10 protein-coding genes are annotated in these 16206 nt (G+C 68.1%); 4 read left to right on the top strand and 6 right to left on the bottom strand.

Going from position 1 to position 16206, the window contains the following annotated elements; all coding sequences use genetic code 11:
- Nucleotides 1–31: 31 nt before the first annotated feature.
- Nucleotides 32–1285, bottom strand: coding sequence for a lipoprotein-releasing ABC transporter permease subunit (locus G3O06_RS09830; RefSeq protein WP_241019707.1), 1254 nt, complete (start codon nucleotides 1283–1285; stop codon nucleotides 32–34).
- Between the two features lie 300 nt (nucleotides 1286–1585).
- On the opposite strand from G3O06_RS09830, the gene G3O06_RS09825 reads away from it, so the two are divergent.
- Nucleotides 1586–7582, top strand: coding sequence for an MG2 domain-containing protein (locus G3O06_RS09825; RefSeq protein WP_205815876.1), 5997 nt, complete (start codon nucleotides 1586–1588; stop codon nucleotides 7580–7582).
- 54 nt (nucleotides 7583–7636) lie between these two features.
- Nucleotides 7637–10051, top strand: a complete 2415-nt coding sequence (gene pbpC, locus G3O06_RS09820; protein WP_205815875.1) for a penicillin-binding protein 1C — start codon at nucleotides 7637–7639, stop codon at nucleotides 10049–10051.
- 24 nt (nucleotides 10052–10075) lie between these two features.
- Here the strand turns inward: pbpC and G3O06_RS09815 are convergent, their stop codons facing one another.
- Together G3O06_RS09815 and G3O06_RS09810 are read right to left on the bottom strand one after the other, a co-directional pair.
- Nucleotides 10076–11482 (bottom strand): methyl-accepting chemotaxis protein, encoded by a 1407-nt coding sequence (locus G3O06_RS09815; RefSeq protein ID WP_205815874.1) that lies wholly within the window; start codon nucleotides 11480–11482, stop codon nucleotides 10076–10078.
- A 408-nt stretch (nucleotides 11483–11890) separates the two neighbouring features.
- Entirely contained in the window at nucleotides 11891–12229 is a 339-nt protein-coding gene (locus G3O06_RS09810; RefSeq protein ID WP_174969801.1) for an XRE family transcriptional regulator, read from the bottom strand.
- A 78-nt stretch (nucleotides 12230–12307) separates the two neighbouring features.
- Here G3O06_RS09810 and G3O06_RS09805 point away from each other — a divergent pair, with 78 nt between their 5' ends.
- Both G3O06_RS09805 and G3O06_RS09800 read left to right on the top strand, forming a co-directional pair.
- Entirely contained in the window at nucleotides 12308–13207 is a 900-nt protein-coding gene (locus tag G3O06_RS09805) for a hypothetical protein (protein ID WP_174917008.1), read from the top strand.
- A gap of 207 nt (nucleotides 13208–13414) precedes the next feature.
- Nucleotides 13415–13648, top strand: a complete 234-nt coding sequence (locus G3O06_RS09800) for a hypothetical protein (protein ID WP_205815873.1) — start codon at nucleotides 13415–13417, stop codon at nucleotides 13646–13648.
- A 97-nt stretch (nucleotides 13649–13745) separates the two neighbouring features.
- On the opposite strand, the gene G3O06_RS09795 is transcribed toward G3O06_RS09800, so the two are convergent.
- The 3 genes from G3O06_RS09795 to G3O06_RS09785 all read right to left on the bottom strand — a co-directional run bounded on the left by G3O06_RS09795 (nucleotide 13746) and on the right by G3O06_RS09785 (nucleotide 16157).
- Nucleotides 13746–14753, bottom strand: coding sequence for an aldo/keto reductase (locus tag G3O06_RS09795; RefSeq protein WP_205815872.1), 1008 nt, complete (start codon nucleotides 14751–14753; stop codon nucleotides 13746–13748).
- 51 nt (nucleotides 14754–14804) lie between these two features.
- On the bottom strand, nucleotides 14805–15131 hold the full coding sequence (locus G3O06_RS09790; protein ID WP_174969799.1) for a carboxymuconolactone decarboxylase family protein: 327 nt from the start codon (nucleotides 15129–15131) through the stop codon (nucleotides 14805–14807).
- Nucleotides 15132–15263: 132 nt separating this feature from the next.
- Nucleotides 15264–16157, bottom strand: a complete 894-nt coding sequence (locus G3O06_RS09785) for a LysR family transcriptional regulator (protein ID WP_174917005.1) — start codon at nucleotides 16155–16157, stop codon at nucleotides 15264–15266.
- Nucleotides 16158–16206 lie beyond the last annotated feature (49 nt).

Raw genomic sequence — 16206 nt, 5'->3', positions numbered from 1 at the left:
GTCGCGGAGCCGGGCGCCGGCCGCCGCGCGCCTATTCGTCGCGCAGCGCTTCGGCCGGCCGCACCCGCGCGGCGCGCCAGCTCGGGTAGAGCGTCGCGACGCACGACATCAGGAACGCGGCCGCGGCGATCTCGATCACGTCGGTCGCCGCGAGCTTCGACGGCAGCGAACTGAGGAAGTACACGGACGGCGTCAGGAAGCGGATGCCGAGCAACTGCTCGACCGCCGGGAGCACCCACGGGATGCTCACCGCGATCGCGCAGCCGAGCGCGACGCCCGCCAGCGTGCCGGCGAGGCCGATCGTCATCCCCTGGATCGCGAAAATCTTCATGACCGACCCGGGCGGCGCGCCGAGCGTGCGCAGGATCGCGATGTCGCCCTGCTTCTGCGTGACGGTCATCACGAGTGACGACACGAGGTTGAACGCGGCGACCGCGACGATCAGCATCAGGATCAGCGACAGCATGCGCTTTTGCAGCCGCTCGGCCTCGAACCACGTGCGGTTCTGCCGCGTCCAGTCGCGGATATAGAGGTCGCCCGACAGCGTGCGCGACAGCGCCAGCGCGATCTCCGGCGCGCGCTGCAGATCGTCGAGGCGCAGCCGGATGCCGGTGGGCGCGCGCGCGTTGAACAGCGTCTGCGCGTCGCGGATATGGATGTACGCGAGCGCGCTGTCGTACTGGTAGTGGCCCGACTCGAACGTGCCGACCACGTTGAACTGCCGGAACTGCGGCAGCGCGTCGCCGATGCGCGCGGTATTGCCGGGCGCGAAGAACGTGATGCGGTCGCCGATCTTCACGTGCAGCGCGTCGGCCAGCGCCGAGCCGAGCACGATCCCCATCTCGCCCGGCACGAGCGCGTCGAGCCGCCCGGTCTTCAGCTTGCGCGCGATCTCGGACACGCGCGGCTCCAGCACGGGATCGATGCCGCGCAGCGCGACGCCCGTCACGCTGCCCGCGTTCGTCAGCAGCGCCTGAGCGTCGACATAGGGCGCGACGGCGCGCACGGCCGGATTCTGCAGCGATTCGTGCGCGCTGAGCCGCCAGTCGGGCATCGCGCCGGTCGGCGAGAAGATTTCAACGTGCGCGAGCACCGACAGCATCCGGTCGCGCACTTCGGTCCGGAAGCCGTTCATCACCGACAGCACGACGATCAGCGCGGCGACGCCGAGCGCGATGCCGGCCATCGCGGCACCGGCAATGAACGACACGAAGCCGTCGCCGGCCGAGCGCCGGCCGCCGCGCGCGTAGCGCAGCCCGATCTGCCATTCGAACGGGAGTTTCAAGCGGTTTCCTTTCATTTCGATTCGATCCTGCCGAGCCGCGCATTCTAGCGAACGCGGTGCCGCCGTGCGCAGAGGTTGCGCGATGGACGACCGAAATCCGCCCGACCGGCCGGTTATCCGGCGGCGTTGCGCGCCGGCACACCGATATTTCCATCGTTTCGGGTCTGATCGATAATGGCGCCCAGCATCCGGTCGAATATTCCAAGTACTACGGCGCAACCGGGCCGCGCCGTCACAGACCCATAACAATTCGGGGAAGGTTGCCGCACCAGGCAGCATGTCCTTGACAAGGAAATAACAATGGATTTGCTGCGCTTCCTGCTGCTCCTGCCGATTCGCGTGGCGGGCTTCGTCTGGTGGCTGCTCGGCTGTGCGCTGCGGCCGCTGGTCGGCGACGTATCGTGGACGGCGCCCGCGTGGATGGGCGTTACCGCCGCGGCTGTGCGCCGCCGTCCGTGGCATGCCGGCGGCCTCGTGCTGCTCGCGGCAGCGCTCGGCTATGGCGGGTACTGGTTCAAGCACCGCCCGAAGCCGCCCGAGCCCGAAACCGTCAGCTTCACCGTGAAGGCGCCGGCGATCACCACCTACGAGGTGGACGACACCGACAAGCCGAAGATCACCGTGCATCCGCTCGAAGTCGTGTTCGCGCAATCGGCCGCACCGATCGAACAGGTTGGCAAGCCGGCCGGTGACGGCATCGAGATGACGCCCGCGCTGAAGGGCGCATGGGCGTGGGTCGACGACAAGACGCTGCGCTTCACGCCGGCGGCCGACTGGCCGGTCGGCGCGCACGTCGAGGTGCGTTTCGCGGTGCACCGGGTGTTCGCGCCGCAGGTGACGATGCACGACGACCGTTTCGCCTTCGACCTGCCGGCGTTCGCTGCGACGTTCGGCAACAATGAGTTCTACCAGAACCCCGACAATCCGGCGGAGAAGCAGGCGCTGATGCAGTTGCGCTTCAATTACCCGGTCGATCCGGCCGAGTTCGAGAAGCGCATCGGCCTCGTGCTGGTCGGCCGCGACGGCAAGAATTCGACGCCGCTGCGCTATACGGTCAACTACGACAAGATGAAGACGAGCGCGTGGGTCTACTCGCAGCCGCTCGAGATTCCGCGCGATCCGCTGGTGGCACGGCTCGACGTCGACAAGGGCGTGAAGAGTGCACGCGGCGGCAACGGCACGCCGGACGTGCTGCATGCGTCGGTCGGCGTGCCGGGGCTCTACAGCCTGTCGATCGCCAACATCGCGCCGACGCTTGTCGACAACGAGCGCTACGAGCCCGAGCAGGTACTCGTCGCGGAAGCGTCCGACGGCGTGCGCAGCGCCGACCTGGCCGCACGCGCGAAGGCGTGGGTGCTGCCGAAGCGCAAGCCGGGCGTCGATCAGTCGGACGACGATCCGCCGTACGAATGGAACGTGGCCGACATCAGCGACGCGGTGCTGAAGCAGTCGAAGCCGCTGCCGCTCGACGCGGTGCCGACCGAGAACGACTACGCAACGCTGCAAAGCTTCAAGTATCACGCGACGCCGGGCGATCGCATCGTCGTGCGTTTCGCGGGCGACCTGAAATCGGCCGGCGGCTACCTGCTCGCCGAGCCGGTGACGACCGCGTTCACGGTGCCCGACTATCCGAAGCTGCTGCGCTTCATGGCCGACGGTTCGCTGCTGTCGATGAGCGGCAGCAAGCGGCTGTCGGTCGTGTCGCGCAACCTGCCGGGGATGAAGGTCGAGATCGGCCGCGTGCTGCCCGACCAGCTCCAGCATCTCGTGAGCTTCAACAACGGCACGTACGCGCGGCCCGAGCTGTCGTATTCGTTCAGCGAGGATCACATCGTCGAGCGCTTCGTGCAGACGCGCGCGTTCCCGGCGGGCGACCCCGGCAAGGCGCATTACGAAGGCATCGATCTCGGCCAGTACCTGAAAGGCGGCAAGCGCGGCGTGTTCCTGCTGCACCTGACGAAGTACGACCCGGCGGCCGAGAAGAAGAAAGCCGACGATGCGAAGGACAGTGACGCATCGTCCGGCGACGGCAGCCAGGATCAGTCCGACAACGCCGATTCGGGCGACAGCAACGGCAACGACAGCGACAGCGCGCTCGGCGACACGCGCCTGATCGTCGTGACCGATCTCGGGATGCTGGTCAAGAAGGCGCTGGACGGCAGCCAGGATGTGTTCGTCCAGTCGATCCGCAACGGCCGTCCGGTTGCGGGCGCGACCGTGTCGGTGCTCGCGGTGAACGGCCAGGCGCTGTTCACGCAGACGACCGGCGCCGACGGCATCGTGCATTTCCCAGCGTTCAAGGGGCTCGACCGCGAGAAGCGGCCGCAGCTGTATGTCGTGAAGAAGGACACCGACCTGTCGTTCCTGCCGGTGGCCGGCCGCGATCGCCAGCTCGACTTCTCGCGTTTCGACGTCGACGGCGAGCGCAATGCGACGGGCCAGGGGCAGTTGTCCGCGTACCTGTTCTCGGATCGCGGCCTGTACCGGCCCGGCGATCCGTTCCACATCGGCCTGATCGTGCGCGCGGCGAGCTGGGCGCGCAGCCCGGCCGGCGTGCCGCTGCAGGCGGAGATCGTCGACCCGCGCGGGATCACCGTCGAGCGCAAGCCGGTGACGGTCGATGCGACGGGCTTCACTGAGCTCGGCTATACGACGGCCGAAACGGCGCCGACCGGCACGTGGACGGTCAACCTGTACATCGTCAAGGACGGCCAGCCCGGTGCGGAGCCGATCGGCAGCACGACGGTGCAGGTGAAGGAGTTCCTGCCCGACCGGATGAAGGTCGACGCGAAGCTGTCGCAGCAGGTCGTCGAAGGGTGGGTGAAGCCGAAGGGGCTGAAGGGCGTCGTCGATGCGCAGAACCTGTTCGGCACGCCGGCGGAGAAGCGCCGCGTCGCGGCGACGCTGACGCTGCGCCCGGTGTGGCCGTCGTTCCGCAGCTGGCAGGGTTATCACTTCTTCGATGCACGCCGCGCGAAGGAGGGCTATACGACGACGCTGCAGGACGGCACGACCGACGACAAGGGCCATGCCGAGTTCGATCTCGATCTCGACAAGTACGCGGACGCAACCTACCAGCTCTACTTCCAGGCGAAGGCCTATGAAGCGGAAGGCGGGCGCAACGTCGCCGCGAATGCACAGGCGCTCGTGTCGAACAACGACTGGCTCGTCGGCTACAAATCGGCCGACGATCTCGGCTACGTGAAGCGGGGCAGCCCGCGCACGGTGCGGCTCGTCGCGATCGATCCGAATGCGAAGGCGATCGACGTGAAGGACCTGCGCGCGCAGCTCGTCGAGGAGCGCTACGTGTCGGTGCTGACCAAGCAGGATTCCGGCGCGTACAAATACGATTCGCGGCTGAAGGAAGTGCCGGTCGACGAGAAGCCGCTGACGATACCTGCGGGCGGGCTCGACTTCACGCTGCGCACCGACAAGCCGGGCAGCTATGCGCTCGTGATCCGCAACGCGGCCGGCGCCGCGGTGAACCGGATCGAGTATTCGGTCACGGGCGATGCGAACGTCACGCGTTCGCTCGACCGCAACGCGGAGCTGCAGGTGACGCTCGCGAAGCACGACTACAAGCCGGGCGAGCAGGTCGAGATCGCGATCCGCGCGCCTTATGCGGGCAGCGGCCTGATCACGATCGAGCGCGACAAGGTGTATGCGCACGCGTGGTTCCATGCGGACACGACGAGCTCGATCCAGCACATCACGGTGCCGGCCGGCTTCGAGGGCAACGGCTACATCAACGTGCAGTACATCCGCGATCCGTCGTCCGATGAAATCTTCATGAGCCCGCTGAGCTACGGCGTCGTGCCGTTCTCGGTGAACCTCGATGCGCGCCGCAACGCGGTGTCGGTCGATGCGCCGGCGCTCGTGAAGCCCGGCGACACGGTGAATTTCACCGTGCATTCGGCGAAGCCCGCGAAGGTCGTCGTGTTCGCGGTCGACGAGGGCATCCTGCAGGTCGCGCGCTACAAGCTCGGCGATCCGCTGAAGTTCTTCTTCCGCAAGCGGATGCTCGAAGTCGGCACGTCGCAGATCCTCGACCTGATCCTGCCGGACTTCGAGAAGCTGATGGCGATGGCCGCACCGGGCGGCGACGCCGACGATGCGATCGGCCGGCAGCTGAACCCGTTCAAGCGCAAGCGCGACAAGCCCGTCGTCTACTGGTCGGGGATCGTCGACGTGAACGGCGATACGCGCCTGAGCTACACCGTGCCCGACTACTTCAACGGCAAGCTGCGCGTGATGGCCGTGTCGGTGTCGCCGGACCTCGTGGGTACGTTCGAAGGCGCGACGACGGTGCGCGGCGATTTCGTGCTGTCGCCGAACGTGCCGACGACGCTCGCGCCGGGTGACGAGGCCGACGTCAGCGTCGGCGTCGCGAACAACCTGACGGGCGTCGGCAACCAGCCGGTGCCGGTCGCGGTCACGCTGAAGACGGGCCCGCAGCTGCAGGTGATCGGGCCGGCCACGCAGAACGTCGCGCTCGCGCCGCAGCACGAGGGCGTCGCGATGTTCCGCGTGAAGGCGACCGACACGCTCGGCTCGGGTTCGCTGTCGTTCGGCGCGCGCTACGGCGCGAAGGGGGCGCAGCAGCGTGTCGACGTGTCGGTGCGGCCGGCTGCCGCGTTCCGCACGCAGCTCGACATCGCGCGGCTCGATCCGGGCAAGAAGGCGAGCGTGCCGAACCTGCGCTCGATGTACGACGCATATGCATCGCGCGACGCAAGCATTTCGACCGCGCCGCTCGTGCTGTCCGAAGGGTTGTCGTCGTATCTCGTCAACTTCGAGCACTACTGCAGCGAGCAGATGGTGAGTGCGGCCGTGCCGCGCGTGTTCGCGGCGAAGTGGCTGTCGGTGCGCGCGCTGACGAGCGCGATGCATGCGACCGACGCCGGTGCCGACGCAACGAACGCAGCGGCGATCACGCAGTTCCTCGGCATGCTGCGCAGCCGGCAGAACGCGCAGGGCGGGTTCGGCCTGTGGAGCGCGACGCCCGATGCCGATCCGTTCGTGTCCGCGTACGCGATGCACGTGCTGCTCGACGCGCGCGAGCGCGGCATCGCGGTGCCGAAGGACATGCTCGACGCGGGCAACGCGTATCTGCAGAGGCTCGCGGCGAACGATTCGCTCGGCTCGCTCGACCTGTTGCGGCAGCGCGCGTACGCGGTGTATCTGTTGACGCGCCAGGGCAACGTGACGACCAACAGCCTCGCGGCCGTGCAGAAGCGGCTGCAGGATGCGTATCCGAACGACTGGAAGAACGATCTCGCGGCCGCGTGGCTCGCTGCGTCGTACCAGCTGCTGAAGCAGGACAAGGAGGCTGCCGCGCTGATCGCGGGCCCGCAGGCGCTGCTCGAGCGCAAGCGCGCGTCCGACGGCGGTTACGTGACGGGCTACTACCTCGATCCGCTGACGCGCGATGCGAGCGTGCTGTACCTGATCGCGAAGCACTTCCCGGAGCGCGTGCGCAAGCTGTCGCCGCGCGCGATGGACAACCTTGCCGCGCCGCTCGTCGACAACCGCTACAACACGCTGTCGTCGGCGATGACGATCCTCGCGCTCGATGCGTATGCGGCGTCGAGCGCGGGCCAGCTCGACCAGCTCTCGATCGACGAGGTGCGTGCGGGTGCCGCGCCGAAGGACGTGTCGTCGATCCAGGCGAACCTCGTGCGCTCGGGCACGTGGTCGGCCGGTGCGTCGCGCGTCGATTTCGTGAACGGCAGCGCGCTGCCCGCGTGGTGGATCACGAGCCAGTCGGGCTACGACCGCGGCACGTCGACGAAGGCGATCAAGAACGGGCTGGAGATCGTGCGCGACTACACCGACACGGACGGCAAGCCGCTCGACAAGATCACGCTCGGCCAGGAGATCGACGTGCACGTGAAGATCCGTGCGACGGGTTCTGCGAACGTCGGCAACATCGCGATCGTCGACCTGTTGCCGGGCGGCTTCGATCCGGTGATCGCGCCGCCGCCCGTCACCGACACGCAGGATGGCGACAGCAATGGCGATGGCGGCGCGTCGGCGCCGGTGGCCGATGCACCGTGGCGTTCGCCGATCGGCGTGAAGGGTTCCACGTGGCAGCCGCAGTTCGCGGACGTGCGTGAAGATCGCGTGGTGATCTACGGCACCGCAACGACCGACGTGCGCGAATTCGTCTACCGGATCAAGGCGAGCAACGCGGGCCGCTTCATCGCGCCGCCCGCATACGGCGAGTCGATGTACGACCGCCGCGTGCAGGCGCAGGCGCCCGGCGGCACGACGCTGACGGTGGAGCGCGTGCGATGACGATGCGGCTGCAACGGCGCTGCCGGCCGCGCCGGGTGCGAGGAGCGCCCGCGCGTGGCTGACGACGTTTCGGTGCTCCGGCGCGTGCTGCACGGCGCCGGCCGCTGGCTGCATCGCTGGCAGAACTGGATCGCCGGCGCGCTGCTCGTGTTCGGCGCGCTGGCCGCGTGCCGGCTGTGGCCGCACCCGCCGCTGCGCGACTGGAAGCCGTCGTCGGTCGCGGTGGCCGACGCACAGGGCCGCTTGCTGCGGCTCACGCTCGCGAAGGACGACCGCTACCGGCTGTGGGTGCCGCTCGACCGGATGTCGCCGCAGCTCGTCGAAGCCGTGATGCTGCACGAGGACCGCTGGTTCTGGTGGCACCCCGGCTTCAACCCGTACGGGCTCGCGCGCGGCGCGTGGATCACGTACGTGCGCGGCGGCAATCCGCAGGGCGGCTCGACGCTGACGATGCAGCTCGCGCGCTCGCTGTGGCGGCTGAACACGCGCACGCCGGCCGGCAAGCTCGAGCAGGTTGCGCGCGCGGTGCAGCTCGAACTCTTCTATTCGAAACGGCAGATCCTCGAAGCGTATCTGAACGATGCGCCGTACGGCCGCAACGTCGAAGGCGCGGGCACCGCGAGCGTCGTCTATTTCGACCGGATGCCCGACGCGCTGACGCTGCCCGAGGCGCTTGCGCTCGCGGTGATTCCGCAGGACCCGGCGCGGCGCGTGCGCGGCGGGCAGGACGAGATCAACCGCGCGCTGGCCGTATCGCGCAACCGGCTGTATGCGCGCTGGCTGACGAAGCATCCGGGCGATGCATCGTTCAAGCCGCTGTTCGCGTTGCCGCTGGCGATGCGGCCGTTGTCCGCGCTGCCGTTCGATGCGCCGCATGCGGTCGACCAGGCGCTGGCCGCACGCAGCGCGTGGCGTACGACCTCGAGCGCGGCGGCGAACGACAGCGACGCCGACGCGCGGCTCGTGACGACGCTCGACCTCGACCTTCAACGCACGCTCGAACGGCAGATCGCACGCTATGTCGCGCGCAACGACACGCGCGGCGTGCGCAACGCGGCGGCGATCCTCGTCGATACACGCGACATGGGCGTGAAGGCGCTCGTCGGCTCCGCGAACTTCTTCGACCGCACGATCGACGGGCAGGTGAACGGCACGCTCGCGCGGCGTTCACCGGGCTCGACGCTCAAGCCGTTCATCTATGCGCTCGGCTTCGACCAGGGCGTGCTGCATCCGCAGACCGTGCTGCGTGACGTGCCGACCGCATTCGGCCCGTATGCGCCGGAGAATTTCGACGGCCATTTCCTCGGGCCGATCACCGCGACCGATGCGCTGAACCGCAGCCGCAACGTGCCGGCCGTGTGGGTCGCGTCGCAGCTCAAGTCGCCCGATCTGTACCGGTTCCTGCAGGAAGCCGGCGTGCGCCGGCTCGCGAGCGCGCAGCACTACGGGCTCGCGCTCGTGCTCGGCGGCGGCGAAGTGACGATGCAGGATCTCGCGGCGCTCTACGCGATGCTCGCGAATCGCGGCGAATTCCGGCCGCTACGGCTGCGCGCGGACGAACCGGCGCTGCCTGGCCGGCGCCTGCTCAGCGCCGAGGCGAGCTACATGACGATGGACATGTTGCGCCAGCACTTGCGCCCTGACGAGACGAGCGGCGCGCAGCCGTCGAGCGTGCCCGTCTACTGGAAGACCGGCACGTCATGGTCGTTCCGCGACGCGTGGACGGCCGGCGTGTTCGGCCCGTACGTGTTGGTCGTGTGGGTCGGCAATTTCGACAACTCGACCAATACGGCGTTCGTCGGCGTCGACGCAGCCGCGCCGCTGTTCTTCCAGGTCGTCGATGCGCTGAATGCCGAACGCACGCTCGTCGAGCCGCCGCGCGCGGTGCCGCCGAAGCTGAAGCGCGTGCGGATCTGCCTCGCGAGCGGTGAATTGCCGAACGAGTGGTGCCCGCAGCAGGGCTGGACATGGTTCGTTCCGGGCACGTCGCCGATTCGCGTGAGCACCGTGCACCGGCCCGTCGTGATCGACGATGCGACGGGAAAGGCCGCGTGCCCGCCGTACGACGGCAAGCGCACGCATACGGAGATCTTCGAGTTCTGGCCGTCGGATCTGCAGCAGGTGTTCGTGCAGGCCGGCATTCCGCGCCGGCGGCCGCCGCAGAACGCGGACTGCCGCGACGCGGGGCAGGTCGAAGGCGACCCGCCGCGCATCACGTCGCCGCTGCGCGGCAGCACGTATGCGATGCGCGTGAAGAGCACGGAGGAGACGCGCATCGCGTTCAACGCGACGGCCGATGCAAGCGCGCATGCGTTGTACTGGTTCGTCAACGATGCGTTTGTCGGGCGCAGCGCGCCGGGCGATGCGCTGTTCTGGCAGCCGGGGACGGCCGGCAGTTACACGGTGCGGGTGGTCGACGATCACGGGCGGAGCGATCAGCGGCCGTTGGCAGTCGGGTTGGAGCAATAGTAGGGACGGCCCGCCTGCGCCGGTTCAGGCGCTGTAGCCGATCCGCAGCACCCCCCATGGTCGTCCGCCGACGATGATCGGCGCGGAAACGTCCTTCATCAGCGCGAAGTGGCCATTGCCCATGTCGCGCCGATAGGTCTGCAACAGGAACGGCTTGGTGTGCGACACGGAGGTGCGTGCCGTCCGGTCGGTGTAGATCCGGCGGTTCCGGCAGTTCGCGGCGTTCCAGGCGGCGTCTGCGCGCTGGGGTAGCGAAAACTTCCGGTTGTGGGTCGGCAGGTAGCATTGCCTGTCGAAGCTGGCGCAATAGACGATGCGCTCGTCGATGTCGAGCACCGGCTCCTGGATGGCCGGCAGCACGCGATCGGTGAAGGCCGTGAAGTGCGTCATGAACTGCTGCGGGTCGGTGCCGGGAATCGGCTCGTAGTGCGCGTCGAACAGTGCGTCGAGCGCGATGTCGCCGCGGCTGACCGCCGCCTCGAAGAGCTTGCTGATCGCGGCGGCCGTGTTCCGCGCGGTGTCGATCAGGCGCGTGTCGGGCGACTCGATGCCGGTCGCGGCCGTGAGTTCGATGAGTGTCTCGGAGACGGAGAGCAGATTGCCGAGCCGGTCCTTGGCCTGCGAGAAGTTCTCGCTCGAGTTCTCGACGCCCGACGCCATCTCGCCCACCTGTTCGTCGAGGCGATGGCACTGCGTCTCGATCTCGTCCGTCAGCGATGCGATCTGTTCGGCCTCGCCGGCGAGCTCGGTGATCGCGTTTCCGGTCGCGTGCACGACTTCGCCGATCGTGCGCGTGCCCTCGCGTACCCGGTGCGCGCGTGCGGCATTGTCGGTTCCGTCCGCGATCAAGTGTTCGGTCTGCTCGGCGAGGCGCGCAAGGGTCGTTTCGATCTGGGCCGTCGCCTGCCCGGTCTTGGCGGACAGGTTCTTGACCTCGGCTGCGACGACGGCGAAGCTGCGGCCCGATTCGCCAGCGCGCGCGGCCTCGATCGCGGCGTTCAACGCGAGCAGGTGGGTCTGGCGGGCGATGACGGAGATCTCCTCGGACACGGCCCGCACGTGATCGAGCGCGTCGCGCAGCGCACCCATCTGGCTGCTGATCGCGGTGACGCCTTCGACGAGGACGTGAATGTCCGCGAGCGACGCCTCGATCGTCTGCTGCGACTGCAGGACCGCGCTCGACGCATTGGCGCTGACGTCGCGCACCTGCTGCGCGGCCTCGGCGATCCGGTGGTTGCCGCGCAGCGTGAGGGCGGCCGATTCGCGCAACGTGTGGCAGACCTCCGCCTGCCTGGCGACGCGCGCGGCGACTTCCTCGACGTGTCCCGACACGTCGCAGATCTCGATGCCGAGCCTCCCGGCCTGCTCGGCGATGTCGCCGACGAGCGCGCGCGATGAACGGCGGCCGCGACCGATTCCGAAGAAGTTCACGTTGCTGGGTCTCCTTGAGGGCGTGCACGCCCGGTTCCTGGCGGATATCGGGTGCGCGCTCCTGACTTGACGGCAGCTCCGCCGCGGACTTGAGGTGGGGTAAACGTCGAGGTGCGGACGGCGCGAGCGACGCCAGAGGCGGCGTGAGCTGGGACAGGCATCCGGTGTCCGACGCCGAACTGCAGGCGCGTCTTGCCGCGGCGGCTCGCGCCGCGCCCCAACCGGAAGTGCGCCGGTCGGCGCGATCGCGCGGCCCGCTACGACAGCGTCGCGAAGTTGCTGTCGGCGGCACAGGCCGCCGGCCTTGCGAAGGTCGGTTTCATCACCGATCCCGCCGCGCGCCGATAACGCGCGGCGCTCCGCTGCCGAGCCAGCGATGCGACCCGGCGGCACCGCCCGGCCGCGACGTTACCCATCATCCACCTTCGCCTGCAGCCCCTTCAGCCCCTGAATCACGACCAGCAGCGCGCGCCCGTGCTCATCCGACCCATCCCACGCGTCGACGATCGCGTCGCGCAGCAGGTCGTTGTACTGGCGGCGCGACGGCCCGGTATCGACACCATAGAAACTGCATAGCTTATTGAATGGCGCGCTGCGACGCAGACGATGCCCGTTCGACAACCTCAGGCGCGATACGGTCGGCTGGCTGACCCCGGAAAGTCGCGCTATTTCGCTGGACGAGCGTGTATCTGCCGTCAGGCGGCGCAACAGGTCTTGAACGGGAAAATCTTGGTCCGGGACTTCCATGTGATGCATTATACCTATACAGTTACGGCTGTTGAATGGGCTTGCTGTCACCAGCGAGGCTGTATCCCGAGAAAGTTGATGACACTGAAACACCTCCCACCCACGTTCTGCTGGACCAAGATCGGTACCGAGTCCGGCGAGGAACTGCCGACCGTCGTGCTCCGCAAGGAATGGGAGCGCCGGCTCGGGGGCGGGCGTTTTCTGTGGGGCATCAACCAGCCGCTCGGCAGCAGCGCGCAAGTCGCCGCGCATCGCACGGGCTCGCTGCTCGCACTGTTTTCGCCGGTCGCGTCGCGCCCGCGCGCAGGCGAGCGGAAAGACATGCTGCTGTGGAATGCATGGGTCGATGCGAGCGGGCAGGTGCGGCCGTTGCCGCCGCACACGTTCATCGCCAGCCGCTCGACGTTGCCGTCGGGCCGGCGCCGCGAACAGCACTACGCGCTCGTGTGCGCGTCATCCACCGCGCTGACGGTCGGCACGCAATTGCGCGTGTTTCCCGATCACCTGCGCAGCGTGAGCACCGGCCAGCCGCTCGGCGCCGCACAGGGTGCGGCCGTGGTCGATTGCGTCGGGCGCGCGAAGGAGCAGACGGGCAAGAGCTATCCGCTCGCGCTGTCGGTCGAGCTCGAAGCACCGTATTTCGTGCGGCTCGCGCAGCCGTGCGTGTTGAAGGCACGCGATCTCGCGGAAGTGAACAAGGCCACGCGCGCGGGCGATTTCGATCGCTTCGTCGAACTCGTCGCGCGCTTGCGCGGCCGTTCGCCGACGGACGCCGTGCGCGGTGTCACGCGCGATCTGTTCGACGTGCCGCCGATCGAAACGGCGGCCGCGTATGTCGCGCCCACGCACGTCGCGCGCTTGCGCAATCGGCAGGCGGCCGAGCATCCGCGTGATCTCACCGGCGACCTGTTCGACCTGTCACCGGGTGAGGCGGCTGCGTTCGCGGGCCTCGCACATCCACGTATCGGGCGCGCGTGACGAATCGCGCGCAGCGGATCGCGCAAGAATTTGTTGCAATCTCGCCATAGCGGAGCGGCGAGCGCAGAGAGACAATCGGCACGAAGCGCGCTGCGCGGCGGCCGATGCGTCGACACTCGATGGGTCGTGGTTCACGCCGCCGACATGCGCACCACGCACACTGAGCGTCGGCGTGCTTCACACTGCAACCCTGAGGGAGAAGTGTCGATGTCGACCCACATCTGTTCGCGGGAAGCCCGGGCTGCGCAACGTTTCGTCGAAGCCACGCGCAACGTCGATCAGGCCTTTCGCGCCGTGCGCGGCGAAAGCGACGACGAAGTTTCGTCGGCCGAATATGCACGCGCGATGTCGCGCCTCGATCGCGCGCTCGACGAGCTGGCGCGTGCGCAGGAATTCTTCGATCGCGTAGTCAGCGCCGACGCAACCGCGCACGACAACTGATCCAGCCGCTTCCACGCGTTCGCGCGTCGGGCGACGCGCGTTCATCTTCATGCCGGGCATCGCGCCCGGCATGTCATTCACTCATCCTGCTCCGACTTCAAACCTTGCGGCCTTCGACCGGATAGCCGGGATCGGTATAGCCGTGCGTCGATGCGTGCCCGGGCGGCACGAGCGAATCGACGAACCGTTCGTCATCCGGGCCGAGTTCGAGCTTCAACGCGTCGATGTAGCTGTCCCAATGCGCTTCGGTGCGCGGCCCCGCGATCGTCGAGCTGACGATGCGATTCTTCATGACCCACGCGAGCGCGAACGCCACCGACGTCGTGCCGCGTGCGGCCGCATGCGCGGCCACCTGCTGCGCGATGTGCAACGATTCGGGGCGCCATTCCGTTTGCTGGATGCGACGGTCGCCGCGGCCGGCGCGCGAATCGGCGGGCGGCTGCGCATCCACCGCATATTTTCCGGTCAGCACGCCGCGCGCGAGCGGGCTGTACGGCACGACGCCGATCCCGTAGTGCGCGGCGGCCGGAAGCTGTTCGATCTCCGCCGTGCGATCGACGAGGTTGTACAGCGGTTCGCTTGCGACCGGGCGATCGATGCCGAGCTGGTCCGCAAGCCGCACGATCTCGGCGATGCGCCAGCCCTTGAAGTTCGACAGCCCGAAGTAGCGCACCTTGCCTTGCCGGATCAGGTCGGCGATTGCGCGCATGCCTTCGTCGAGCGGCGCATCGGTCAGCGCACGATGGAAATAGAGGATGTCGATGTAGTCGGTGCCGAGCCGCTTCAGGCTCGCGTTGACTGATTCGACGATCCATTTGCGCGACTGGCCCTGCCGGTTCGGCCCGGCGTCCGGCCCGGCCGGAAAGCCGAACTTCGTCGCGACGACCCAGCTGTCGCGGCGCGACGCAATCGCGCGCCCGACGACTTCTTCCGAGCGGCCGGCGTGATAGACGTCGGCCGTATCGATGAAGTTGACGCCCTGGTCGAACGCCTTGTCGATGATGCGCGCCGATGTCGCTTCGTCGGTCTCGCCGCCGAACATCATTGCGCCGAGACACAGCGGCGACACCTTGAGCGCGCTGCGCCCGAGATAGCGGTAATCCATGGAGGCTCCATGCGGGCGCGTGCCCGCCGGTTGAATGAAGGGACGCCGCGCTTACACGCCGGCTTCGTCGAACACGCGCTGCGCGATCGTGAGCGCCGAGCTTGCGGTCGGCCAGCCCGAGTAGAACGCGAGGTGCGTGATCGCTTCGACCAGTTCGTCGCGCGTGAGGCCGTTGTCGAGCGCTTTCTTCAGGTGGAACGGCAGTTCGTTGACGCGATACAGCGACACGAGGCTCGCGACCGTAATGAGGCTGCGATCGCGCGGCGACAGGCCGGGGCGCTGCCAGACGTCGCCGAACAGCACGTTGTCGGTGTAGTCGGCGAGGGCGGGGGCGATGGCGCCGAACGCTTTGCGCGCGGCGGAAGTCGAATCGGACATCGAGGGCTCCGGGGAGGGTGGGGAACACCGAAGATGGTAGCCACCGATGCGCTTATCGATAATCCCTGGCAATCCGCATGCACTTATCGATCCGATTCATGAATCGCGGCGCATGGGCGGCGCCTCGTTGGGTCATGCGCGATAGCGCAGCGCATCGACGATCACCGCGAGCGCGCGCGACGATTGCCGCCGGCTCGCGTAGTACAGGTGATGGCCGGGGAACGTCGGGCACCAGTCGTCGAGCACGCTGTCGAGGCGGCCGGCGGCGACATGCGGCGCCGCGAGTTCGGCAGGCACGTAGGCGAGCCCGTAGCCCGCGAGCGCCGCATCGAGCGTTTCGTAGGTGCCGTTGAACGTGACTTGCCCGTCGACGCGCACCTGCAGCACGTCATCGCCGCGCGCGAGTTCCCACGCGTACAGCGCACCGTGCGTCGGTAGGCGCAGGTTGATGCAGTCGTGCGCGACCAGATCCTGCGGCGACACGGGGCGCGCGCGTTCAGCGAAATACGCGGGCGCGCCGACGATCGCCATCTTCATGTCGGCCGAGATGCGCACGGCGATCATGTCCTTCGCCACCTGGTCGCCGAGCCTCACGCCGACGTCGAAGCGTTCCGCGACGATGTCGGACAGCCCGTAGTCGTTCACGAACTCGACCTTCAGGTCGCGATAGTCGCGCAGGATCGGCGCGAGCTTCGGCCACAGCAGCGTGCGGATCACGAAGTCGGTCGCATTGATGCGCACGGTGCCCGCCGGCTGGTCGCGCAGTTCCGCGAGCGCCGTCAGTTCGGCCTCGATTTCGTCGAAGCGCGGCGCGAGGTTCAGCAGCAGTCGTTCGCCGGCTTCGGTCGGTGCCACGCTGCGTGTCGTGCGCGTGAGCAGCCGCACGCCGAGGCGCGTTTCGAGCGAGCGGATCGTATGGCTGAGCGCGGATTGCGAGACGCCGAGCTGGGCGGCCGCACGCGTGAAACTGCGCTCGCGCGCGACGGCGATGAAGGCGAGGAGGTCCGCAAAGTTGTCGCGCGGCATGGAAGGTGTCGGGTGGTCGATGCCAGCGCATCGTACCACCGGGTTCACC

The sequence above is a fragment of the Burkholderia sp. Ac-20345 genome (assembly GCF_017104825.1).
Taxonomy (GTDB): domain Bacteria; phylum Pseudomonadota; class Gammaproteobacteria; order Burkholderiales; family Burkholderiaceae; genus Burkholderia; species Burkholderia lata_B.
The sequence above is the reverse complement of the archived record's forward strand: the minus strand, read 5'-3'. Positions and strand labels throughout refer to the sequence as shown.

Bases quoted from the DNA above. Each gene is read 5' to 3' on its own strand.
- G3O06_RS09825 (WP_205815876.1), top strand. From the start codon at position 1,586: ATGGATTTGCTGCGCTTCCTGCTGCTCCTGCCGATTCGCGTGGCGGGC.
- G3O06_RS09810 (WP_174969801.1), bottom strand. From the start codon at position 12,229: ATGGAAGTCCCGGACCAAGATTTTCCCGTTCAAGACCTGTTGCGCCGC.
- G3O06_RS09805 (WP_174917008.1), top strand. From the start codon at position 12,308: ATGACACTGAAACACCTCCCACCCACGTTCTGCTGGACCAAGATCGGT.
- G3O06_RS09800 (WP_205815873.1), top strand. From the start codon at position 13,415: ATGTCGACCCACATCTGTTCGCGGGAAGCCCGGGCTGCGCAACGTTTC.
- G3O06_RS09795 (WP_205815872.1), bottom strand. From the start codon at position 14,753: ATGGATTACCGCTATCTCGGGCGCAGCGCGCTCAAGGTGTCGCCGCTG.
- G3O06_RS09790 (WP_174969799.1), bottom strand. From the start codon at position 15,131: ATGTCCGATTCGACTTCCGCCGCGCGCAAAGCGTTCGGCGCCATCGCC.
- G3O06_RS09785 (WP_174917005.1), bottom strand. From the start codon at position 16,157: ATGCCGCGCGACAACTTTGCGGACCTCCTCGCCTTCATCGCCGTCGCG.